The following is a 22956-nucleotide window of genomic DNA, read 5'->3' as shown; positions in this document are numbered from 1 at the left end:
CGCGATGCCCGCCGCGTCCGCCGCGATGCCCGCCGCGTCCGCCGCGATGCCCGCCGCGTCCGCCGCGATGCCCGCCGCGCTCGTCGCGTCCGTCGCGTCCGTCGCGTCCGCCGCGTCCGCCGCGTCCGCTTCGAGGCGCGCCGTGCCGGCTCCCGGGCGGGTGGTCCCGTTCCTGATCGGTTTGCTGCTCGCGCTCCTCGTGCCGGCGGCGCCGGTATCGGCCCACACACAACTGCTGGGCGCCGACCCGGCGAAGGACGCCGTGCTGACCAGCGCACCCTCCACGGTGACGCTGCGGTTCAGCGAGCGGCTCAACCCCGACTTCACCACGATCGTCGTCAGCGACACCGCCCGGCAACCGGTGCCGGCCGCGAGACCGGCCGTCGACGGGGGAGCGGGCACGATCACTCTCGGACAGGCGCTGGTCAACGGGGTCTACACGGTCGCCTACCGGGTGGTGTCGTCGGACGGGCACACCGTGCAGGGGTCCTACACCTTCACGGTCGCCGATCCGTCGCTGCCCGCCGCCGCGGCTCCCGCCTCCACCGCCCTGCCTGCGGCAGGGACCACCGGTTCGGGCCGCCTCGCTCTGATCGTCGCGGCCACCGCCGGCTTGTTGCTGATCGCCGTCGCCGTCTACTGGTACGCCCGGAGAAGCGCACGTCCTCGCGCCGACGCACCCCGAGACGGGTCGTCCTCCCGATCATCGGGGTGATCCGGTGACGGAACAGGCCCTGGTCGGGCATCGGTCGCTGCTCGGCCGGCCGCCGCGCACCTACGCCGGGTGGGCCGCCCGCAACGCCGGCGCTCTCCGATGACCGCCGGTCACGCCTCCAGGGCGTGCACCCGCGGGCGGAAGTCCGGGACCGCGGCCGGTTTGCCGAAGTAATAGCCCTGGAGCAGGCGGTAGCCGAGCGCGTACAACGCCTCCGCCTGTTCCTCGGTCTCCACCCCCTCGGCCACCGCGGTCAGGCCCAGCCCGTCGCTGACCTGGATCAGCGCGCGGGCGATCACGGCGTGCCGACCGGCCTCGGTGACCCGGTCGACGAACGACTTGTCGACCTTCAGCACGTCGACCGGGACGGTGTGCAGCAGTCCGAGCGACGAGTGCCCGGTCCCGAAGTCGTCCAGCGCGATCCGCACGCCGAGCGCCCGCAACGCGTGCAGCGCGGTCACCGCCTGACCGCCGCCGAACACCGCCGTCTCGGTGACCTCGACGGTCAGGCGGTGCGCGGGCAGACCGGTGCTGGTCAGGATGTCGGCGACCGTCGACGGGAACTGCGGCCGGGCGAGCTGGCGCGCGGACACGTTGACGCTGATCCGGTCCGGCGCGTCCGCGCCCAGCTCGGTGTGCCACGCGACGAGCTGCTCGCACGCGGTCCGCAGGATCCACGCGCCCAGGTCGACGATCAGGCCGTTGCGCTCGGCGACCGGCACGAACTGGGCCGGGCTGACCAGGCCACGCTGCGGGTGCTGCCAGCGGACCAGGGCCTCGACGGCGGTGACCCGGCCCTCCGGCACGGCGATGATCGGCTGGTAGACGACCCGGAAGTCACCGGCCAGCAGCGCGGCCCGCATCTCCGCGCCGAGCCGGGCGTGCTCGCCGGCCCGTTCGTCGAGTGCCGGCGACCAGAGTCGGTAGGGCTCGCCGGTCTCCTTCGCGGCGTGCATCGCGGTCTCCGCGCGTCGCAGCACCTCGACCGGCCCGGCCGCGGCGGCCAGCCCGATGCTCGCGCCGACCAGCAGCTCGTGCCCGCCCGCCCCGACCGGAGCGGCGAGCGCCGCGGCCAGCCGTTCCGCGACCCGGCCGGCGTCCTCCGACCCGGGCACCAGCAGCGCGAACTCGTCGCCGCCGAGCCGGGCCGCGAGCGCGTCCGGGACCGTCGCCACGATCCGCGCGGCGAGCACGGCGAGAACCTGGTCGCCCACCGGCCGGCCCAGCTCGTCGTTGACGTTCTTGAAACCGTCCAGACCCAGGAACAAGACCCGCAGTTCGCCCGTACGGCCGTGGCTCGTGAGGGATTCCTCGAAGTGCCGCCGGTTCGGCAGCCCGGTCAGGTCGTCGTGCATCGCGATCTCGCGCAGCTCGGCCGCCTTCGCCCGCACCTGCCGGGTCAGCCGGGTCATCCGGATCGCGGCCAGCAGGAACATCGCGCCGGAGGCCACCCCGATCACGATGCGGTCCAGCACGTCGTCGCCGACGCCGGGGATCAGCAGCGTCGCCGGGGGCAGCAGCGTGCAGGCGGACAGGAACACCCGCTGGGCGCGGCCGAGCTCGTCCGAGCCCGAGCCGGTTGCGCGGTTCTCGACGGCCATGGACGGGTGCAGGGCGGCGGCGGCCCACAGGATGTACGAGAGGAGCCAGCCGGCATTGAACAGGTACCCGTCGGCGGCGCCGTCCAGGTTGATCATCGAGTACCCGCAGTCGGCGAAGAGCAGCAGCGCCGCCGCCAGCCCGAGCAGCCACGCGCTCGGCGAACCGCCGCGCAAGGTGCCCAGCCGGACCAGCATGGCCAGCAGCAACGCGTCCGCGGCAGGGTAGGCGGTGCTGATGAACCAGGTGAAGGCCGAGGTCGCGGACTCGCCCGCGATCGGGTGCAGCACCAGGATCCAGAAGACCAGTCCGAGCCCGATGCCGGACATCACCGCCGGGGTCAGCGCCGAGCCGTCCCGCCGGGCGCGCAGCAGCAGCCACAGCCCGGCGGCCAGCATCGGATAGCCGGCCAGGTAGAAGGCGTCGGCGACGGACGGGTAGGGGTCCTGGTCGAGGACGTAGCGGTAGTACTCCCAGACCAGGTCGCCGACGACCGACGCGGCCTGACCGGCGGCGAACCAGTACCACGCCGCGGCGTGCCGCGGGCGGTGCAGCCGGACCCCGGTCAGGATCCCCAGCGCGGAGAGCAGCCCGATCCCGTTGTAGATCAGGTTGAACGTCAGGCCGTCCGCGGGCAGGAAGTAGCAACCGGCGGTGATGGCCACGCCGGCCGCCACCCACCCGATCCACACACGCTCTCGCTGCACAGGTCACTGAATCGTCCGACCTTGCCCGTAGCTGAGAGTTGCCCCGGCCACTGCGACGTATCCCTCAGACGTATTGGCGCCGGCTATCGTTCGGTGATCTTGGAATATTTCTCGGTGACGAACTGATCGACGTCCCGATGCAGCTCGAACACGCCCGTCATACCTGACAGCGAAGTACCGTCGACGGCACCTGCGGCCTGAAGCACGGCACCGACGATCAGTGCTCTGGTGAGTTGAATGTCGCGGACCGGAATCGGATCGCACCTGCCGTCGAAGTTGACCGGGAAGCCCCGGTTGGCCACGAAGGCCCGCCTGGTGCCGGTGTCGCCGTGCCGGGACGTCGCCTCGATCATGCCGTGTGCAAGGTCGAACGGGGTCGGCGCCGCGTCGTCGGGGATGATCGGATGAAGCCTCGTCGACCAGTGCCGCAGCCCGCTGAACTCGAGGTCGCCGGAGGAAGCGGAGATGAGGATCGTGTCGTCGCGCAGATATTCGGCCGCGGCCGTATCGATCGAGGTGCCGCCGCTGGCTCCGATGATGATCTCCGACCGTTGCAGCAGGTCGGGCAATGTCCAGTCGATGTCGAAGCCACCCAGCATCTCGGCCAGGGCAAGCTTGTTCGGATTCTTGTCGTGGATACGTACGGTGATGCCGCGACTGGTCATTGCCTTCGCCACGGCCGCACCGACCGCGCCGAAACCGACGATTCCCACATTGCGTAACGGCCGGCCGAGCAGTAGGAGCCACGACTCGATCGTCTCCAGGACGGAACGAGCGATCAGCAGTGATTCCTTGCGAAGTTTCGCCTCGCTGCGCGCGACAGATATGCAGGCGAAGCCGTGCCGGCGGGCGCTCGGGGTCTTCGCGAATCCCTGCACCGCGTACAGGCCGTGTGTCGTCTGTTCGATCGCCACGACGGGCTGCCGGATCTGGCCGTTCGTCACCGCCTGCCCCACGGCGTCGATCAGCGCACCGCCGTCATCGATGACGAGCAGCGGCCGTCCGGCGCGGGACGGATTGTCCTGGACGTAGCGCTCAACCGCGGCGCGGGCCGAGACGCGGTGGATCGACGCATAAGATCCGAAGTCGCGTGCGGCCAGAGGTGGCATGTCGCAGGAGGCGTCGTTGATCTGGATGCCGTGGTTCTTGGCGGCGATGACGGCGAGCCGGTTGGCCGAATATGGTTTTCCGAGAACCTCCGCGAATGTCAGCCCCGGAAGAGCTTTCCTGATGGTCTTCAACTCGGCGATCGTCGAGCCCATTAAATGACGGCACGCCAGGACGTCGGCGTCGGCCATGGGCGACAGTGCGGGAACCTTGAATTGATCCACCAGAGATTCGAGGAGCGGCGGAATCTCGAATCTTCGTTGTTCGGCCGCAACGACGAAATCTGCCAACCGGGGATCACGAGTCTGTTCCAGTGATCGATGAAAAAAGTCCTCGGCGGCGATGGTTTGGGCGGAGACCACGGCAGCGGTGTCGCTGAACTCGGTCACCAAGCTGTGCGCGGTGCTCATTGCGGCGTCATCGCCCCACAGGCAGGCCTTTATCACATCGATCAGGTGATCTGAGGTCTTGTCGAGGCCGTGTGCATTCTCGCCGGCTGCCGGACGTGGGAAAGCGCCGTCCAGAACGATCGCCGGAGCGGCGAAGAGCAGCGCCGTGGCCACGCTTGTCCCGCCGAGGGCACTACGACTGTCGGGCACAGCACACCTCTTGGCAGCGGGGTGACACGCAACCCTGTGGGTGACGCGCGCAGCACCGTATCTCGTCCGTCGCCGAACAGCATACTCACGCCATGTTTCAACGACGCATCAACCGCGAGTAGTGAATGTCGTTCAAAATCGGGGCTGATGACGGCAATCGAACGGATCGTCACGCTGACCGCTACGCAGCGTCATCAGTCGCCGTCGAACCCCAAGTCAGGCGTATGATCACTCGACGGCAGAAAACGATGGTCGGACAGCTCGGGTATGTCACTCAGCAATTTCGCCAGGCGGTTGGCGCGGCGGTAGACACTGAACTTCTGGAAGCCGCGATGCGCGAGAAGCCACGAGCCCAATCGTCCGTACTTCAAGTCGACGGTGATGGAGACGACCTGATCCTCATAAGTTATTCCGGTGACCGCAGTTTGAAGGGGAATGGCGAGGACGTGCGTCGCGCCGAATGAACGCTCGGGCTGGTCGAACGAGGACTTCCGGCGCGCGAGGGACTGAATCGTCGGTAGACCCTCGGCGACACATTGCAGAGCCGCGGGATACTGATCCACCGACTGGCTGTCGTTCGAGAAGACGTTGCGTAGCTCGGTGGCCTGGTAGACGTTGATGAGTTGACTGGTGGAGAAGACACCGACGAACTCCGAGGAATACAGACGGACTCCGGTGGTGCGCCCGGCCTTGTCCCGGATGATCGAACTGACCCGGAACAGATTTGCCTTGCCCAGTGATTGGGGCACCATCTGGGCAGCGCACGTGAGAGCCAGCTGAATGATCCACCGTACGAGGTCGGACTCGGTCACATGACCGCGTTCCTTCCCGGTGTAGAAGACCTTTTGTTGAAGTCTTCTGACGAAGTCCATGAGGTTCCCGAGCGCCAGCGCATATTGAGTCGGCCGCCAGAAGCGGATCGATGACAGCGGTATGCCCTTGCGCGGCTCCTCATTGGCCCGGCGTGGCGACCACTGGAGAGAAACGGCAAGTCCCCACGCGCTCAGCACGGTGCCGATGAGACCGAGGACGGCCAGAACTATTTGAAGCCAGGCGGGAAAGGCGTACGCGGCGCTGTCATTACTACTCACGTGTGGCCCCCCTAGCCCCACCGGAGTGACTCATCCTTGGGTATAGATCCCGGTCTGCCGGCCTACGCCGCCAGGTGGGGTCACAGAATACCCGCGGCCATGCATGATCATTCGCGGATGTCTTTCCCCATCGAGTTAATTCTTCCCCGCCGGGAGCGCTTGACCAATTCGGAGGAATGTGTCGGGTTCGGCGATGCGGGGAGAGTCAGGAGGCGAATGTGGCGATGAGAGCGAGCTCGGCGGGGCGGTTCTCGTGGACGGCGCGGCGGGAACCGGCGTCGCCGATGCGGGCGAACGGCACCCGCTGGGCGAACAGGTAGCCGTGAGCACCGGACGTCTCGTCGTGGATCAACTGGCCGGCCGGCGTCAGTAGCCTGCGTCGTCCAGCGCCTTCGTGGTCAGCGCGCGACCGATGTCGATCATCTCGGCGGCGCGGTGGAAGTCGAGCACGCGGCAAGCGCTGACCGGGATCGTGACCTGGACGTCCGGCGGCAGCCCGGCCATCCGGTACCGCGAGATCAGATCCTGCATCGCGTCCAGCGACAACGACAGCACGTCGGCGATCCGCAGGTCGGCCGGGAGCGCCTCGGGAACGTCCGGGATACCGGCCGGCTCGGCCGCCGGGTCCCGCCCGCTCAGCCGGAACACCTGCCGCAGCCGGACCCGCCAGTCCTCGAACCACTGCGGCTCGGCCGAGGCCCGCACCGGCGCCGCCGACTCCTGCGCCGGGCGTGGCGCCTGCAGCGAGACCGCGATCGTCAGATCCGCCCCGGCGGCCGCGGTCGGCTCGATCGGCACCGGGTTCAGCATGCCGCCGTCGGCCAGGAGCCGCCCGTTGATCACCACCGGCGTGATGACACCGGGAATCGCGATGGACGCGCGCACCGCCGCCCGCAGCGGCCCCTTCTGGAACCAGACCTCACGCCGGGACGCGATGTCGGTCGCGACCGCGGTGTACGGGATCGGCAACTCCTCGATGTCGATGTCGGTGAGGAAGCTGCCCAGGCGGGTGATCAGCCGATCCGCGGCCATCGCGCCGGGCGACGACCACTTCGGGTCGACCAGGCGGAGCACGTCGCGCTGCTTGAGGGCCGACGCCCAGTCGGCGAACTCCTTGAGCTGCCCCGCGGCGAGCACACCACCGACCAGCGCGCCCATCGAGGAACCGGCGACCGCGGCGATCTCGAAACCGCGCTCCTCGAGCACCTGAACGGCGCCGATGTGCGCGAAGCCGCGCGCGCCACCGGAGCCCAGCGCCAGCGCCACCCGCCGCGACCGCACCATGCGCGCATGCTACCGAACCCACCCTCCATCATGATCAACATTGCGCCACGCCGTGCCTCGCCCCACACCCTGCGGACCACGCCACGCCCTGCACCCCGGCCACGTCCGGTTTCCGTCACCTGCCCCGTCAGTTCGGCAGCACCGGCTGCGACGGCCCGCACGGCGCTCGCACGCCGCTCAGCACCTGGCTACCCCGCACCCGCAGCCCAGCGCACCACACCTTCCGCGACCGCACCCATTGCGCCGCATGTCGCCGCGCCACGTTGCACCCGGCGAGTCGTGCCGTGTCGGGTGACGCCACGCCGAGCCGTGCCGTGTCGGGTGACGCCACGCCGAGTCGTGCCGTGTCGGGTGACGCCACGCCGAGCCGCGCCGCCCTCGGGTGTCGCGTGCCCGGCTGCGCTGCGCGGGGCAGTGGTGCCGGTCGCCGTCACGAGGGCGGCGGCGTGGCGCCGAGCGTCAGGCCGGCGGCGGCGGCGGCCTGAGCGGCGCGGGCGAGCGCCTCGCGCTGGGTGATCCCGAGCGCGGCGGCCAGGGCGGCGACGTCGTCGAACTCCGGCATCGCCTGGACGATCCGACCGGCGGCGTGACCGAGTTTGATCGCCACGGGGTGGCCGGCGACCTCGACCCGGACGAACGTGCGGGCCAGGGCGGCTTTCGAGCGCCGCGACGACCGTACGCCCAAAGTGCTCGTCTCTTGAAAGATCCGGTCCCGGACGGCATGTGCCGAGGCAGGCGCACACAGGGCGGTCACGGTGTGCGCGGGCCGCCCCTTCTTCATCAGGATCGGCGTCAGCCAGGCGTCGTCGGCGCCGGCCGCCAGCAGCGCACTGATCACTCCCGGCCACAGGCGGGGGTCGAGGTCGTCGACGTTCGCCTCCAGGACGATCGCCTCCTGCGCCATCGCTGTCCGGGCCGCATCTTCGTGGACCGTGGCGTTCTGAGCCGTGGCCCCTTGAGCCGTGGCCCCTTGAGCCGTGGCCGCCTGAGTCGTGGCCGCCTGAGCCGTGGTTCCCTGGGTCATGGTTTCCTGAATCGACGGTTCCCGGAGGGCTGCTCGGTCGGGCTTCGCGGCGGCCGTGCCGATCAGGACGCGGACGATGTTGGGGCGCCCCGGGGTGTCCCGGGTGCCGGCACCCACGCCGATCGCCGAAACCGTGAGCGACGGCAGATCCTCGCAGGTCGCGGCCAGGGTACGCAGCAGTGCCATGCCGGTCGGGGTGGCGAGTTCCCCGGTGCCGCCGGAACGGATCCGCCAGCCGCGGGCCAGTTCCGCGACGGCCGGGGCGGGGACCGGCAGAATGCCGTGCGCCGCGCGGACCGCTCCCGAACCGACCGCTACCTCGCTCGCCGAGACCGTGGTGACGCCGAGGTCGTCGAGGGCGGCGCAGACCCCGGTGACGTCGGCGATCGCGTCGAGTGCGCCCACCTCGTGGAAGTGCACCTCGTCCGGGGTGACGCCGTGCACGGCCGCTTCCGCCGCGGCGAGCCGCGCGAAGACCTCGGCGGCCCGGGGTGCGTCGCCGAGCAGGCCGCGGATGTCGCGCCAGGTGCGGTGCGGCTGGTCCGCGGCGAGCGGGGTGACGTCGGCCTTATGGGCGCGCAGTCCGGCCCGGCGTACCTCGGTGGTGGTGATCCGCACGGCGCCGGGCAGCACCGCGTCGACGGCGTTCTGAACTCGGGCGAGGTCGGCGCCCGCGTCGAGCAGCGCACCGAGCAGCATGTCCCCGGCGATTCCGGCGGACGCGTCGATCCAGAGATGGGTCACGGAAGCAACTTTCATGCCGGTGCGGTCCGGTGGAGCCGGTCATCGGGGAGCGGTGATCTGGGCGGCGAGGTGCCCGGCGCCGTAGCCGTTGTCGATGTTGACGACCGCGACCCCCGGCGCACACGAGTTCAGCATCGTCAGCAGCGGCGCCAGCCCGCCGAACGCCGCGCCGTAACCCACCGACGTCGGCACCGCGACGACCGGCGCCGTGACCAGGCCGGCGACCACGCTGGGCAGCGCACCGTCCATGCCGGCCGCGACCACGACCGCGTGCGCCGCCCGCAGAGCCGGCAGATGCCCGAGGATCCGGTGCAACCCGGCCACGCCCACGTCGGCGATCAACGACGCGTCCCGGCCCAGGTATCGCGCGGTGAGCAGCGCCTCCCGGGCCACCGGCAGGTCCGAGGTGCCGGCGGCGACCACCAGCACCGGGCCGCCCGAGGGCACGGGAGGTTCCGGCGGCCACGCCAGCAGCCCGGCGTCCGGGTCGTGGACGGCGTCCGGCAACTCGGCGAGCACCGCGGCCACGTGATCCGCGCCGGCCCGCGTGAACAGGGTGATCACATCCGGACGGGCCCGGACGGCGGCGGCGATGGCCCCGACCTGCGCGGCGGTCTTGCCCGCGCAGTAGACCGCCTCCGGGTAGCCACGACGGGCGGTGCGGTCCAGATCCAGGTCGGCGAACGCGGACAGGTCAGTCACGGGCGACCGTGACCAGGGGCAACGTGAACGCACCGGACTGGATGCCGGCCAGGTCGACGGTCGCGAACCGGAACCCGGCGGCGATGATCGCCTCGTGCACCGCGGTGCGCAGCGGCTCGGTGACCGCCCGGACCAGGTCCTCCGCGGGGAGTTCCAGACGCGCGATGTCGCCGTGGTGGCGTACCCGCGAATCCTGCAGACCGAGACGCCGCAAGGCGGCCTCGGCCTGCTCGATCTGGCCCAGTTTCACCGGGGTGACCTCGGCGAAGTGCGGAATGCGGGACGCCAGGCAGGGCGCGGCGGGCTTGTCCGCGCTCGCCACGCCCAGTTCCCGGGCGATCCGCCGGACGTCCGCCTTCGTGAGACCCAGATCGGTCAGCGGTCGCAGCACGCGATGCTCGCTCGCGGCGCGGCTGCCGGGGCGGTCCGGCCGGCGGGCGTCGTCGGCGTTCTCCCCGTACGCGACGGCGTCGAGCCGTTCGGCCCGCACGACCTGCTCGTCGATCGTGGTGAACAGCTCGTCCTTGCAGTGGAAGCAGCGGTCCGGCCCGTTCGCCCGGTAGGCCGCCCGGTCGAGCTCCCGGGTCACCACCTCGACGACGCGAACGCCCAGGTCACGGGCGATGGTGTGAGCCCCGGCGCGCTCGTCGGCGGCGAGGCTGGGGGAGACCCCGAGCAGCGCCACGACTCGGTCCGGGCCGAGAACCCGGGCGGCCAGCGCCAGCAGCACCGACGAGTCGACGCCGCCCGAGAACGCGACGCCGAGCCGATCGATTCCGGTCAGCAGCTCACGCAGGCGCGTGATCGCATCAGCAGTCATGCCGTTATCTCATTCCGAGCCGGCCGGACTGGCAAGCCGGAAGAGGACCTCGCCCGCGTTCGGCACCACGAACGCGCCCGGGTCGGCGAGGTCGACCGCGGCCGGGTCCAGGTAGTCCAGGTTCGCGCGGCGGACCACGTCCTCGGGGATGCCGGTGGCCAGGGTGACGGTGACGCGCAGCCGCTCGCCGGCGCCCGGGTCGTAGGTGCCGGCCCCGCGCAGGTGGGTGGAGTGCGCGAGCACGCCCCAGTGGTGGTGCGCGAACCGGTCCCACTGTTTGAGGAAGTAGTCGCGGCAGTGGTAGCCGATCTCCTCGATCTCCGGGTGCATCGCGGCGATCCTGGTGATGTGCGGCGCGTAGATGATCACCTGCCCGCCGTCGGCCACGACCGGCTCGAGTTTGTAGAAACCTTTCGCCCCGGTCCACATGTCGTCGTACTTCTCCGGGATCACGGAGATGACTTTCTTCACCGGCGCGTCCAGGTACCGCACGTGCGTCTGCGCGGACACGCCGGCACAGGCCGCCCACGCCTCCTCCGGAGGGCCGAACGACGCCGCGTGCAGATCGTTCGTCCCCGATCGGACCACCAGGCACAACGCCAGCCGCCGGGCCGGGATCAACGCGGCGGCCCGGTCGATCAAGGCGCGGACCGGCGTGATCCCGCGCGTTCCGATGATCTCGGCGCTGGTGATCAGCGCCCCGAGCCAGTGCGAGAAGTCGATGATCCCCGCGCCCGCGACCCCGGGCACGAAATACTTGTTACCGCCGGAGAAGCCGACCACCTCGTGCGGGAACACCGGCCCGACGACCAGGCACACGTCGTGCTCGACGACCGCCCGGTTCAGCACCACGTCGACGTCCTGGCTCATCCGGCCGTCGGAGAGTTCCTTCACCCGCGCCGCCGGGATGACCCCGATCGACACCAGCGATTCCTGGTCGTGGTTGCGGACCGTGAAACCCGGGTAGGGCCCGCCCAGGTGCTCGCGCAGTTGCTCCGCGGTCATCGGTGCGTGCGTGCCCAGCGCGATCAGCACGGTCACCGCGGCGGCGCGGCCGTCCAGGGCCTCGTGGAGGGCGCCCATCAGCATCGGCAACGGGCAGCTGCGGGTCGCGTCCGGCACGATCACGCACACCCTCTTGCCGTCCAGCTCCTGCGCGGCGATCCGCTCCCGGACCCAGGCGTGCACGTCCGCCTCGTCGAGCACCTGACCCGGCCCACCGATAGTGCTTGTCATCCCTGAACCTTGCGGCCGCACCCCGTCCCACGGCAAGCCGACCGGGCAACAGACGACCACCCCGGTCGCCGGCCGCGCTCCTCAGCATCGCTCAGGCGGCTGCCGGAGCCCGTCTTACCGGCGCGGCGGTCAGCGGGCGAGGCCGAAGAACTCGGTCACCAGTTCGGCCGTGTTGACGTCCGAGTTGGTTTCTCCGACGACGAACGCGGCCGGAGCGCGCCGCGGGCCCGGGATCGTGTGGCCGCCGCCGTGGACGGTGTAGAGCGCGACCGGCGGACGGCCTGCCTGGCGGTACTCGGTCCGCTCGACCCACGTCCTCGCCTTCGCCGCCGGCGGGCCGGCGATTGCGGTGCTCGTAGCGCCGGGTTTCGCCGTGGCCGCCGGAACCGCGGCCGCTGCCGGAACCCTCGCGCTCACCGGAGTCGCGGTGATCCCGTTACGGGCGGCGAAGTAGGCGGCGGTCTCCGGCATCGACAACGACCGCCCACCGACCTTGAACACCGCACGGGTGAACCAGCTCATCCCGCCGCCCTGATACCTGACGATCGGGTCCTTCGTCCCGTGGATCAGCAGCACCGGCAGCGGCACCGGCGCGGCACCCGCCAGCAGGAAACTTTCTGCCTCCGGCAGGGTGGCGGCGATCACCGTCGCACCGGCGAGCAGGGCCGGCTGCTCATGGGCCAGGCGCATCACCATCTGGCCACCGTTGGAGTACCCGACGGCGAAGACCTTCGCCGGGTCGACGCCGTGACTGACCACCAGTTTCGCGATCACCGCGCGGGTGAAGGCGACGTCGTCGACGTTCTCGATCCGGGCCGGGAAGCGGCTCTCCCGGCGGGCGTCGTTCCAGTTCCGGCGGTAGCCGTCCAGGTACACGACGACCGCGGGCACCGTGTCGAAGATCCGGCCGGTGAAGTCCCGGTGCACCGGCCCGGTCTGCTTCGAACCGTGGAAGACCAGGACCAGGTTCGCCGACGGCCCACCGGTCACGGTGTACGTCCGGGTGCGGCCGTCGACCTCGACGCTGTCATGCAACACGGTAACCCCCAGCAATAAGCAGATAAGCTATCCGCTTCAACGTAGCACAGCCGGATGCGGTATCCGGTTACTCTTGTGGCCATGACCACCGCCCCGCTGCGCAAGGACGCCGCCCGCAACTGGAACCGCATCGTCGAGATCGGCCGGCAGTACGTCGACGACGGCCTGCCGATCCAGCTCAACGACATCGCGCGGGCCGCGGCGGTCGGCGTGGCCACGGTCTACCGGCACTTCCCGACCCCGGAGGCGCTGCTCGAGACGGTCGCCACCCCGGGCCTCGAGGCGCTGGTCGCGCACGCCGAGCACGGCCTGGCCGCGGACGACCCGTGGGCCGCGCTGCGGGACTTCCTGCTCGCCGCCGTCGACGCCCAGGTCATCGACCCCGCGCTGCCGCCGGTCTTCGCCGCGCCGGTGAACGCGCGGCCGCGCACCACCGAGCTGAAACAGCAGATCGTCGACCGGTTCGGGCAACTGCTCGACCGGGCCCACGACGCCGGCGTCGCCGACCCCACGGTCACCAAGGCCGACATCCTGCCGCTGATGTGCGGCGTGATGTTCGCCGCGAACGTCCACCAGGAGGCGGGCGCGGACCGCGCCGCGACCGCCCGGCGCTACCTGACCGTGCTGCTCGAAGGGCTGCGGAAAGTGCCCGCCGGCGGTGTAACAACCGTCATCTAGGGTGTGACCCGTGGAAATTCCGGGGCTCGGTGTGATGGTGCTCGACGAGAAGCTCGGCTACCGGCTGAGCGGGGAGATCCCGGTCCCGGTCCTCGACGGCACGCCCTGCCTGTTCGCCGTCCGCGGCTACGAGGAGGACCCGGCACCGGAGGATTTCCACACGGCTGTCCGGAACTTTCTCGCGCTCGGCCGCGCGGTGCTGAAGGCCGCGGCACCGCACATCTTCGCCTACTACCAGGACGTCACCGCCGGCGCCGACGACGACTGGCTCGTGGCGATCGACAGCCCGGCCGACGTCCTCGACCACGTCCGGTTCGTCGAGCTGGTCACGGTCGAGCGCGACCGCCTCGACGACGGCCACGTCTACGTCTCCGTCGAGGCCGACTGCGACTGGAACGACGAGGACGGCCTGCAACTCGTCTTCCGCGACGGCCTCGCCGTGACCAAGGCCGGCCCGTTCGACGGCCACCTCACCAACGTCGCCGCCTACGCCGACGAGTCCCTGCGCGGCGTGATCTACGCTCGCTGACCCCGCACCCGCCCGGAAGATCAATTTCAAGAGCCTGCTGTCCCGGGTCCGCCGTGGTCCGGACCGCCGCTCCCGCGGGGACCCTTGCGGGCCGAGCAGGGCGCGGGGCGCCCAGAACGCTCAGCCCTCCAGGGCGACGTCCGTGGCTGGTCCCGCTCAGAGCACAGAACCCGCCGACGGCTTCGAGGCGGCCCGCCCGGTCCCGCCGGTCGGAGCCCGCGACCCGACGCGGAGCTCACGTGCGTCCGGGCCGTGAGCCGGGCCGCACGGCGCGGGTCACGGAGTGGCGGAAGCAGCGGAGGGTGGGGGTGGGGGAAGGGGTCAGGACCAGATCCGGCGGACCTCGGGGGCCAGCTCCTCGGCCTGACGCAGACCGGCCTGAACTGCGGCGGGCCGGCGGACCGGGTCCATGAAGTTGGGGCCGAACGCTTCGAGGGCGGCCTCGTCCGGCTCGATCAGCAGCGTGTGGGAGGCCCCCGTCGCGGCGAGTTCGGCGAGGATGCGGTCGCGGCTCAGCCACGCCATCGGAGCGATGACGACCACGTGGGACGCGCCGGCGGCGAGGTCGGCTCCGGCGCCGACCCGTACGCCGCCGTCCATGAACCGCCGGGACCCGATCGTCACCGGCGGCATCAGCCCCGGCACCGCGCAGCTCGCCGCGACCGCTTGCAGCAGCGGCGCACCGGACGACGCGGTCAGCACCTCCTCCTGCCCGTCGGCGGTGTCGACGACGACGAGCCGCAGGTCACGGGCGGGCCAGTCCCGGGTGGGCAGAAGTTCGCCGATGCGGTCGAGCCACTTCTGCTCGTCCACGGTGGACGCGGCCAGGGCCATCGCACCGACCCGGGCGCGGGCCTCCCGCGCCGGGACGGACGGGTCGAGCAGGGCGGACATGGTCGCCATCCACTGGCCGGGGCGGGGCCCGGAGCGGCCGGGCGGCGCGACGACCTCCTGCGCCTGGAGCTTCACCGCCGCTTCCAGGTCGGCACCGGCCGTGATCAGGGTGCCGACGACCGAGCCGGCGGACGTGCCGATGACGGTGCCGGCGTCGGTGAGCGGGACGCCGGCCCGCTGCAGCCCGTGGAGGAGTCCGAGGTGCCAGGCGATGCCGGTCACGCCACCGCCGCCGAGTACGAGTGCCTTGGTCACGATCCCGAACGATAATCGGCCCCGGCGTGGAGCGGAACCGTGCGAGGGCTGCGGGAGTCAGCGTCACGGCGAGTGCGACGGGAGTCAGCGTCGCGGCGGTGGGTGCTCGAGGACGTACGTCTCCATCGGGTTGTTGCTTGACGGCCGGACCCGGGCGGAGGCCGGTCGGTGACCTCCGCCCGGACGGTCTCACCAGCGGCCGGGGACCGCGGAGAAGAACTTCTCGCCGGGTACGCCGACGCCGGTCTCGGCGTCGTAACCGGGCGTGCTGTGGATCGTGGTGGTCTGCACGTCCACCTGCCGCAGGATGTACGCGCGCCCGTCGCCGGCGTCGATGCCGTTGACGAAGTTGGTGCGCGCCTCGTAGAGCGGCGTGCGCGGCGCCGTGATGTCGTTCAGTGCCGAGGTGCCCAGCTCACGGTAGTAGAGCGGGTTCACGAAGCCGAGCGGGTGGTGCGCCTTCTGGTCGGCGATCGCCTGCAGGCCGGCGAGCAGCGGGGAGGCGAGGCTGGTGCCGCCGATCCGGTACTCGTCGTAGTACACGCCGTCCGGGAAGGTCTGGGTCTGGCCGACCCGGAAGCCGGTGTTCGGGTCACCGGGCATGGAGATGTCCGGGGTGGCCCGGTGCGGCGTTGCCGAGAAGTACTCGGAGATCGACCCAGGGACCTTACCGCGCTGGTAGAACGGCTGTTCGAACAGGATGCTGGTGCCGCCACCGCCACCGGAGGTGTAGGCGGACGGGCCCCACTTGCCGTCGGTCAGCGTCTGGTACGCGTTCTGCCAGCCGTGCTCCCAGACCCGGTTGCCCGACTTGTCGATCCCGACGCTGGTGCCACCGACAGCGGTCACGAACGGCAGGTCGGACGGGAAGCTGACCGATTTCGACGGCAGGTCGGTGCCGCCCGAGGTCTGGTCGCCGGCGTCGCCGCTGGAGAAGTCGACGGTGATGCCGGTCAGGGCCGCCTTCAGCGAGAACAGCTGGTAGAACTTGACCGTCTCGGCGCCGAGCAGCTCGACGTCGTCGGTGCCGGAGCCCCACGAGTTGGTGACGATGTCGGCGACGTGATCGTCGATGGTCTGCGCCCACGCCTCGTCGATGCCGGCGAAGCAGTCCGGCGCGCCGACGTAGACGATCTTCGCGCCCGGAGCCATCGTGTGCACGGCCTCGATGTCGAGCGTCTCCTCGCCGTACCAGCCGCTCGCGTCACACTCCTCGACGCTGTTGTACCCGTCGGCCGGAGGCGTGATCTGCCTGAACTGTCCCGGCTTGAGAGCCGGAAGACCATATTTGCGGCTGTACGTGGCCAGGTCCTGCACGATCGTCGGGGACGCGTAGGCGTCGGTGACCGCGACCGTGACGCCGCGACCGTCGAGCCCGCGCTTGAGCTGGTCGGTCACGCCGTACGCGCTCTGGTACTGCTTGGGGGTGTAACCGCAGACGACGTAGGGCTTCTTCTTCCCGTCGGGCGCGGCCGGCAGCGTCGTCGCCAGTTTCTCGCCGTAGTACGACGAGCACGGCGTCCCCGGCCGGAACCCGTCGGCCGGCGGCGGCAGCGTGTCGGCCGGCTTCTTCAGCAGCGAACCCTGGTCGATGCCGACGACCGCGTTGACCAGGCCGGTCACCACGGCCGGCGCGTCGGAGGGCAGGGACAGGTCGGTGCTGTTCGCCTTGACCGTCTTGCCCTCGTAGGTGTACTGGCGGACCGTCGTGCCGAACGTCTTGTCGATCTGCGCGACGGTGCCGGCCGCCTCGACGTACAGCCCGCCGGCGAGCGTGTCCCGCACCTGCAGGCCCTGGCTCGTGAGCCAGGACGTCACCGACTTCACGTCGGCGGCCGCGGGAGCGTAGGCCGCGGTGAACTGCGCGCCGGTCAGGTACTTGCCGTAACTCGCGCCGTCCGGGTCGGACAGGGCCGCGAGCCGCGCTTCCGCGCCGGCCTGGTCGCGCATGGTGAGCAGCAGACCGAAGTGGACGGTGTCGGCGGACGCCGGGGTGCCGGCGTCCTTCGCCTGGCCGATCCACCGCGGCTTGCTGCCGGTGAGCAGATGCCGGCCGGGTCGCGACGCCTGCGCCGGCGTCGCGCCGAGGACCGAGACGACCGCCGCGCCGAGCGCGACGACGGCCGTGACCCGCGACCTCAAGGTCGATGGGATCAACATGCGGGTGTCTCCCTACTTAACTTCGTTATAAGAAGCTGTAGAGCACACGCAACTCCGGTCCATCGACGGAGTCAAGATTTATGAACGTTAAATTGCTGTCACGAGGCCACCGCCAGCCGGTGATCGCTGGTCAGCGGCTGCCCGCGCCACACCGCGTACCGGTGGGCCCAGGCCAGTGCCCGGACGGCCCGCTCGGCGTCCGGGTAGACCGGCGCGCCGCGCTCGCCGAACGCCGGGATGGCGTCGTTGCCGCCGGCCAGCACCGCCGCGATCGTGACGTCCGGATGGTTGTCGACCACCGACCCGAGCGCCGTCATGATCGCGACCGGGCAGTTCGCCCGGGTGCCGACGACCAGCAGGAGGAGCAGGTCGGCCTCGCCGCTGTCGGCGACCGTCTCGGCGGCCGACGCGATCGCCGCCGGGGACGCGTCGATGCCCAGGTCGATCGGGTTGTCGCGGCTCTTCGGCACCTGCCGCCGGGTCCGCTGGGTCAGCGGCAGCACGGTGAACCCGGATGCCTCGGCGTGATCGGCGGCGAGCGCGGTCAGTCCGCCGCCGTTGCCGACGATCGCCATCCGCGCCCCGGCCGGCGGCGGCTGCCCGATCAGCACCCGGGCGGTGTCGAGCATCTCGCCGATGCCGGTGGTGCAGATGACCCCGGCCTGTTCGAGGAGCGCGCCGGCCCGGGTGACGGCCAGGACCGGCTTGCGGCGGCCCAGCGCGCGGACCATCCGGGCGAACTCGCCGGGGTCGCGGATCGACTCCAGGCAGAGCGCGACGGCGCGGGTCGCCGGATCGTCGTACCAGTGCCGGATCAGGTCGTTCTCGTCGACGTCGAGGGCCTCGCCGAGCGAGACGAAACTCGAGATGCCGCAGCCGCCGCGAGCCGCGTCGCCGAGCAGGGCCACGCCCACCGCCCCGGACTGCGAGGCCACCGCGAGACCGCCGGCCGGTGGGCGCACCGGCGACAGACAGGCGTTGAGCCGGGCCCGCGGGCCCGTGCTGATCACCCCGACGCTGCTCGGCCCGAGCAGCCGGATGCCCTGCTCGCGGGCGATCTCCCCGGCCTCGGCCCGGCGCTGCCGATTCACCGGCCCGGAGGCCGCGAAACCCTTGCTCAGCACGACCGCGCAGCGCACGCCGCGTTGCCCCGCCTCCTTGAGCGCGGACGACACGAGATCGGCCCGCACCGCGACGACCGCGAGGTCGGGGGCCTCGGGCAGGTCGGACACGCTGCGGTGGCCGGCCACCCCGCAGACCGGGCGGCCGGCCGGATTGACCGCGTAGAGCCGCCCGGTGAACCCGTAGTCGCGCAGCGCCCGCAGTGTCTCGTGACCGGCCCCGCCGTGCCGCGGCCCGGCGCCGATCACCACCACCGAGCGTGGCTCGAGCATCGGGCGCAGGTCCTCGCCGCGGTCGGTGACGTCCCCGACGAACTCGGTGATCCCGATCGGACGCGCCCGGTCCGCGAGGTGCTCCAGCAGCAGCGTGCTGACGCCGCGCCCGCGGTGATGCGGGGCGACGTGGCTGACCACCTCGGCGCTGGTGCTGCCGAGCCCCAGGCGGGCACAGGCGGCGGCGCCGATCAGGGCCGGGCCGTCGTGCGCCACCACGGTCAGGCGCTCCCCGGCGCCGGCGGCGAGCAGGAACCGCAGATGCCCGGTGCGGTCGGAGGGCCTGGCCAGGCGAAGGGCGACGAGGCCGCCGTCGGAAGCCAGTTCGTAGGCGGTGACGGTCATCGTGATCACGGCCTTCGGGTCAGGACGCCTGTCCCGCGGCGCCACGGCCCATCCTGCCCGGCCCCGGACCGGCTGCAAAGTGCCCCCGGCCGACCGGCCGGGCTTTGGCACGCCCGCCGGATCAGCCCACGGTCACCGCGAGCCGGGCCGAGTAGTCCGCGAACCACTGATCGAAATCGGCCGCCGGCATCGGCCGGGCGTAGTGGTAACCCTGCGCGACGTCGCAGCCGAGCGTGCGCAGCGCGGTCACCGCGGCCTCGTCCTCGACACCCTCGGCGACCACCGACAGGCCCAGGTTGTGCGCGAGCGTGATCGCCGTACGGACCAGTACCTCGTCACCATGGCTGGTCGCCATGGCCTGCACGAACGACTTGTCGATCTTCAACTCGTCGACCGGCAGGTGCTGCAGGTACGTCATCGACGAGTGCCCGGTGCCGAAGTCGTCGATGGAGAGGCTGATCCCGCCGTCGTGCAGGGCGCGCAGCACGGTCAGCGCCTTCTCCGGGTCGGCCATCGCCACGCTCTCGGTGATCTCCAGCTTCAGCAGGTGAGCCGGCAGCCCGGTGCGGTAGAGCAGGCCGAACACCTGCGCGGCGAAGCCCGGGTCGAGCAGGCAGCGGGTGGACAGGTTCACCGCGACCGGGATCGGGGTGCCCTGCTCGGCCCACGTCCCGGCCTGCGCCACCGCCAGCTCCAGCACGTGACTGGTCAGCGGGTGGATCAGGCTGGTCGACTCGGCCATCGGGATGAACACGTCCGGGAACACCTTGCCGCGCACCGGGTGCTGCCAGCGGATCAGCGCCTCGGCGCCGGTGACCCGGCCGGTGGCCAGGCTGACCTTCGGCTGGTAGTGCAGCGACAGCTGGTCCTCGGTGCCGATCGCCCGGCGCAGGTCGCCGAGCAGCTCGAGGCGGCTGGCGGTGGTGCCGTCGGAGGCCGCGTCGTACTGCTGGACCGCGCTGGCCTGCTCCTTCGCCAGGTGCAGGGCGGCGTCGGCGTGCCGCAGCAGCGTCTCCGCGTCGGTCCCGTGCTCGGGGGCCAGGGCCAGGCCGGCGTTGGCCTCCACGTCCACGTGGAAGTCGTCGATGAGGAACGTGCGGTGCAGGACGGCCAGCAGCGCCTCGGCGGTCGCCCGGGCACCGGCCAGGTCCGCGGCGGGCAGCAGCACCGCGAAGTCGTCGGCGCCGCCGACCCGGGCCACCGTGGCCCCGGCCGGGACCACGTCCAGCAGCCGCTGCGCGACCTGGTCGAGCAGCTGGTCGCCGTGCTTGTGACCGAGCACGTCGTTGACGTTGCGGAAGCCGCGCAGGTTCACGTTCAGCACGGCGGCGGGCCGGCCACCGCGCAGGGCGGCCTGCGTCCGCTCGGTGAACAGCGCCCGGTTGGGCAGGCCGGTGAGCGCGTCGTGGGTGGCGGCCCGGCGCACCGAGCGGGCGTGGCTGCGCCAGCTCAGCCCGGAGACCAGGATCGTCAGCAGCGCGCCGAGCAGCAGCGCGAGCGACGCGACGCTGAACCCGCGGGTCCAGCCGGCGCCGTAGACCGGGGCGGAGACCGCCACGTACCAGTCGTTGGCGTTGTTCAGAGTGGCGGGCAGCCGCTGGTAGGCCACACGACGGTCACCCAGCGTGGTCGTGCCGTTCAGCGCACCGCCCTTGACCAGCGGGTCGAACGTCCGGTCGCCGGTGCCGCTGGTGCTGGTCACCGCGCGCGAGTCGACCATGACCCGGCCGGTGCCGGCGTCGATGATCGACGCGGCCCGCCCGCCGGTGGTGGCCGGCATCCGCAGGCTGTCCAAAGCCATCTCGAAGTGCACGATGCCGGTGTGCCCGCTCGCCGAGATGACGATCGAGTTGGAGATCACCGCATGGCGCGTGTCCGGGGACGTGTACGCCTGCGCCTGGTAGACCCGCTCCGGGCCGAGGTTCAGCGTCGGGGCGAAGTACTGGGTCTTGTTCTCGTACTGGCGCAGCAGCTCGGGCACGGCCGGGACGCCGTCGACGACCCGGGCGATCTGCCGGCCGTTGCTGTCGGCGAAGCAGGCCTCGCCGATCCGCCCCGGGTAGAGCTGCTCCAGGTAGGCGAGCGCGTCGTTGACCCGCTCCAGCAGCGGCCCGCCCGCGGCGACCTTCGCCTCGGTGGTGCCGGGCGCCTGGTAGAAGTCGATGAAGACCGGGCTGTCGGCGAGCACCTCGGCGATCGCGCGGGACTGCTCGAAGTAGTTCTTCACCGCGGCGACCTGCTGCCCGAGGGTCAGGTCGAGGGCGTGGTCCTGCTGCGCGACCTGCTTGTCGCGCCCGATGAGCGCACTGGAGAACACGCTGTAGACCAGCACCAGCAGACCGGTGAGGAAAGCAGCCGCACGGGCGTGACGGATCACCGCCGACCAGCCGATCATGCTCCTCCTCGTCCGTGCACATCTGCTTCTGTGCCGACGATCGGCTGGTCCCGGGCCAGCATGAGGGTCAGTGACCAAATTCGGTCGAATTGCAAGATCGCGGCGCACGACCCTACCGCTTCTCGCGGGCTGCGGGTGGGGCAACGGGCAGGCTCACGGCGTACGCGAATCGGGTCTTGATCCGGAGCCGGAGGGGTTCAGCGGGAACGTGCTGTGCACGCCGGCCCCGGCGGCATCGCAGACGCTTGCTGTCGGTAGGCGCATCACCGGACGCTGCCGGGCGCCGGGGTGACCCGGCCGCTGAGCTGATCGGGGCCGTGCGCGGGCCCCTCCCCGATGGGTCCGCGCACGGACCGGGCGAGGCTTGGGGGCGTCCGCGCCCCGCCCGGCGCGGCTCATGGTCCCGGTGCGGTCTCTCGAACCGCTATCGAGTCACTGTCGCTGCTCAGAACGGGTCGTGGCCGGCCACCACGCGGTCCGGCCCCGGCTCGTAGGCCAGGATCGGCACCCGGTCGTCGCCACCGTCCGGGTACAGGGCCACCCGCCGCCCCAGCGCCCGGCCGAGCCGGCGCAGCACCCCGCAGAACAGGTCGAGCCGCTCCTGGCCCTGCACCTCGAACAGGCTCACGTCGGCGGCGATCTCGTCCGGCGTCCACGGGCGGAAGACCAGCTCCAGGTCCGGGCCCGGCCGGACCCGCAGAAACCGGGACCACCCGTCCGTGTCGCCCGGGAAGAAGGCGGCCGCCGACGCCGGCAGGCCGCCGCGCTCGTAGCGCGCGGGCCAGCCCTCGGCGCGGATCAGGGTCAGCAGCGCATCCCAGTCAGCGGTCGTGGTGCCGGTGACGAGCAGGTCAGAGGCGTTGCCGGGCTCCGCCGGATCGCACCGCTCCCGGACGTCACGCCACCGCACCTCGCTCATCCGGACCATCCTGCCGCTCTCACCACTTCCTGATCAACTGGCTTGTGGCGTACCCGTCGCGGGTCGGCCGCGACCGCGGCGCCCCGGCGACCGGTTACGGTTGTTCACCATGACGACCTACTCCGGGCCGGCACGGCTGACCCTCGTCGACGGCACTCAGGTGTCCGGCATGGCCTCGCTGAGCACCAACCAGCGCGGCGGCACCGACGGCTGGGGCGGAACTTTCCGGCCGGACAAGACCAGTGCCGATTTCCACAACGCGGGGGACGGGCTGTCCCTGGAACTGCCCTACGACCAGATCGGATCGGTGGCGGTGACCGGCGTGCGCAAGCTCCTCGCCACCCAGCAGTTGGTGTCGCTGGCCGGTCGCGGGCCGGCCCCGTTCTGACCAGTCCCGTTCTGGCGATCCGCCCGCTTTCACCGCGGGCGGCCGTTCCGGCTACCCTCGTCGTCGCGGCGTCACGCGCGGGCCCGGCGGCCGCGAGCGGCGTCTGCGCGGTGATCACGAACAGCCGGTCGCCCGGTAGGGGGACCGGTCAGTAGCCCTGCCACGACTGCTCGCCGTCGTGGTCGTAGCCGACCTCGGCCACCGAAACCGAGCCGTGGGGGGGGGGGGGGGGGGGGGGGGGGGGGGGGGCGGCCCGGCCCCCCCCCCCGCCGGCGCGGGGGGGCGCGGGCGGGGGGGGGGGGGGGCGGGGGGGGGGGGGGGGGGCGGGGAGGG

The 22956-nt window shown here is 71.5% G+C and carries 19 protein-coding genes; 4 read left to right on the top strand and 15 right to left on the bottom strand.

Going from position 1 to position 22956, the window contains the following annotated elements; all coding sequences use genetic code 11:
* The first annotated feature begins 4 nt into the window (after positions 1-4).
* On the top strand, positions 5-715 hold the full coding sequence (locus tag ACH442_RS36340; RefSeq protein WP_396342619.1) for a copper resistance protein CopC: 711 nt from the start codon (positions 5-7) through the stop codon (positions 713-715).
* Positions 716-825: 110 nt separating this feature from the next.
* On the opposite strand, the gene ACH442_RS36335 is transcribed toward ACH442_RS36340, so the two are convergent.
* From ACH442_RS36335 to ACH442_RS36290, 10 genes are all read right to left on the bottom strand, one after another.
* Positions 826-3006, bottom strand: a complete 2181-nt coding sequence (locus ACH442_RS36335) for a putative bifunctional diguanylate cyclase/phosphodiesterase (protein ID WP_396342618.1) — start codon at positions 3004-3006, stop codon at positions 826-828.
* A 98-nt stretch (positions 3007-3104) separates the two neighbouring features.
* Positions 3105-4691 carry an NAD(P)-binding domain-containing protein gene (locus ACH442_RS36330; RefSeq protein WP_396342617.1) on the bottom strand — a complete coding sequence of 529 codons (1587 nt, stop codon included), beginning with the start codon at positions 4689-4691 and terminating at the stop codon, positions 3105-3107.
* 230 nt (positions 4692-4921) lie between these two features.
* Positions 4922-5818: a hypothetical protein gene (locus ACH442_RS36325; RefSeq protein ID WP_396342616.1), complete on the bottom strand. Its 897-nt coding sequence runs from the start codon at positions 5816-5818 to the stop codon at positions 4922-4924.
* Between the two features lie 205 nt (positions 5819-6023).
* Positions 6024-6170 carry a hypothetical protein gene (locus ACH442_RS36320; protein WP_396342615.1) on the bottom strand — a complete coding sequence of 49 codons (147 nt, stop codon included), beginning with the start codon at positions 6168-6170 and terminating at the stop codon, positions 6024-6026.
* Between the two features lie 14 nt (positions 6171-6184).
* Positions 6185-7102, bottom strand: coding sequence for a patatin-like phospholipase family protein (locus tag ACH442_RS36315; protein ID WP_396342614.1), 918 nt, complete (start codon positions 7100-7102; stop codon positions 6185-6187).
* A 430-nt stretch (positions 7103-7532) separates the two neighbouring features.
* The gene (gene larC / locus ACH442_RS36310) at positions 7533-8870 is read right to left on the bottom strand and encodes a nickel pincer cofactor biosynthesis protein LarC (RefSeq protein WP_396342613.1); all 1338 of its coding nucleotides are present in this window, start codon (positions 8868-8870) and stop codon (positions 7533-7535) included.
* Between the two features lie 39 nt (positions 8871-8909).
* Positions 8910-9572, bottom strand: coding sequence for a nickel pincer cofactor biosynthesis protein LarB (gene larB / locus ACH442_RS36305; protein WP_396342612.1), 663 nt, complete (start codon positions 9570-9572; stop codon positions 8910-8912).
* Positions 9565-10392 (bottom strand): ATP-dependent sacrificial sulfur transferase LarE, encoded by an 828-nt coding sequence (gene larE / locus ACH442_RS36300; protein ID WP_396342611.1) that lies wholly within the window; start codon positions 10390-10392, stop codon positions 9565-9567. Before larE ends, larB begins: the two co-directional genes overlap by 8 nt.
* A 9-nt stretch (positions 10393-10401) precedes the next feature.
* Positions 10402-11628 carry a lactate racemase domain-containing protein gene (locus ACH442_RS36295; protein WP_396342610.1) on the bottom strand — a complete coding sequence of 409 codons (1227 nt, stop codon included), beginning with the start codon at positions 11626-11628 and terminating at the stop codon, positions 10402-10404.
* A gap of 129 nt (positions 11629-11757) precedes the next feature.
* The gene (locus tag ACH442_RS36290; protein WP_396342609.1) at positions 11758-12666 is read right to left on the bottom strand and encodes an alpha/beta hydrolase family esterase; all 909 of its coding nucleotides are present in this window, start codon (positions 12664-12666) and stop codon (positions 11758-11760) included.
* Positions 12667-12747: 81 nt separating this feature from the next.
* Between ACH442_RS36290 and ACH442_RS36285 the strand changes: the two genes are divergently transcribed.
* Complete coding sequence (locus ACH442_RS36285) at positions 12748-13344, top strand: TetR/AcrR family transcriptional regulator (RefSeq protein WP_396342608.1); 597 nt, start codon at positions 12748-12750, stop codon at positions 13342-13344.
* A 10-nt stretch (positions 13345-13354) separates the two neighbouring features.
* Positions 13355-13873 carry a DUF6985 domain-containing protein gene (locus ACH442_RS36280; protein ID WP_396342607.1) on the top strand — a complete coding sequence of 173 codons (519 nt, stop codon included), beginning with the start codon at positions 13355-13357 and terminating at the stop codon, positions 13871-13873.
* Positions 13874-14194: 321 nt separating this feature from the next.
* Here ACH442_RS36280 and ACH442_RS36275 read toward each other — a convergent pair whose 3' ends face one another.
* The 5 genes from ACH442_RS36275 to ACH442_RS36255 all read right to left on the bottom strand — a co-directional run bounded on the left by ACH442_RS36275 (position 14195) and on the right by ACH442_RS36255 (position 22235).
* Complete coding sequence (locus ACH442_RS36275; protein ID WP_396342606.1) at positions 14195-15022, bottom strand: patatin-like phospholipase family protein; 828 nt, start codon at positions 15020-15022, stop codon at positions 14195-14197.
* Between the two features lie 189 nt (positions 15023-15211).
* A complete protein-coding gene (locus ACH442_RS36270) occupies positions 15212-17182 on the bottom strand; it encodes a protease pro-enzyme activation domain-containing protein (protein ID WP_396342605.1) in 1971 nt (656 codons plus the stop codon).
* Positions 17183-17280: 98 nt separating this feature from the next.
* Complete coding sequence (locus ACH442_RS36265) at positions 17281-18966, bottom strand: GNAT family N-acetyltransferase (protein ID WP_396342604.1); 1686 nt, start codon at positions 18964-18966, stop codon at positions 17281-17283.
* 76 nt (positions 18967-19042) lie between these two features.
* Positions 19043-21316 carry a putative bifunctional diguanylate cyclase/phosphodiesterase gene (locus ACH442_RS36260; RefSeq protein WP_396342603.1) on the bottom strand — a complete coding sequence of 758 codons (2274 nt, stop codon included), beginning with the start codon at positions 21314-21316 and terminating at the stop codon, positions 19043-19045.
* A gap of 445 nt (positions 21317-21761) precedes the next feature.
* On the bottom strand, positions 21762-22235 hold the full coding sequence (locus tag ACH442_RS36255) for a hypothetical protein (RefSeq protein ID WP_396342602.1): 474 nt from the start codon (positions 22233-22235) through the stop codon (positions 21762-21764).
* 109 nt (positions 22236-22344) lie between these two features.
* Between ACH442_RS36255 and ACH442_RS36250 the strand changes: the two genes are divergently transcribed.
* On the top strand, positions 22345-22623 hold the full coding sequence (locus ACH442_RS36250) for a hypothetical protein (protein ID WP_396342601.1): 279 nt from the start codon (positions 22345-22347) through the stop codon (positions 22621-22623).
* Positions 22624-22956: the final 333 nt, after the last annotated feature.

This window comes from Actinoplanes sp. NPDC020271 (assembly GCF_044388125.1).
In the GTDB taxonomy this organism is placed as follows: Bacteria; Actinomycetota; Actinomycetes; order Mycobacteriales; family Micromonosporaceae; genus Actinoplanes.
This window is presented reverse-complemented; position numbering and strand designations above follow the sequence as displayed.

Bases quoted from the DNA above. Each gene is read 5' to 3' on its own strand.
- ACH442_RS36340 (WP_396342619.1), top strand. From the start codon at position 5: ATGCCCGCCGCGTCCGCCGCGATGCCCGCCGCGTCCGCCGCGATGCCC.
- ACH442_RS36315 (WP_396342614.1), bottom strand. From the start codon at position 7,102: ATGGTGCGGTCGCGGCGGGTGGCGCTGGCGCTGGGCTCCGGTGGCGCG.
- larE (WP_396342611.1), bottom strand. From the start codon at position 10,392: ATGACTGCTGATGCGATCACGCGCCTGCGTGAGCTGCTGACCGGAATC.
- ACH442_RS36295 (WP_396342610.1), bottom strand. From the start codon at position 11,628: ATGACAAGCACTATCGGTGGGCCGGGTCAGGTGCTCGACGAGGCGGAC.
- ACH442_RS36285 (WP_396342608.1), top strand. From the start codon at position 12,748: ATGACCACCGCCCCGCTGCGCAAGGACGCCGCCCGCAACTGGAACCGC.
- ACH442_RS36270 (WP_396342605.1), bottom strand. From the start codon at position 17,182: ATGTTGATCCCATCGACCTTGAGGTCGCGGGTCACGGCCGTCGTCGCG.
- ACH442_RS36260 (WP_396342603.1), bottom strand. From the start codon at position 21,316: ATGATCGGCTGGTCGGCGGTGATCCGTCACGCCCGTGCGGCTGCTTTC.
- ACH442_RS36255 (WP_396342602.1), bottom strand. From the start codon at position 22,235: ATGAGCGAGGTGCGGTGGCGTGACGTCCGGGAGCGGTGCGATCCGGCG.
- ACH442_RS36250 (WP_396342601.1), top strand. From the start codon at position 22,345: ATGACGACCTACTCCGGGCCGGCACGGCTGACCCTCGTCGACGGCACT.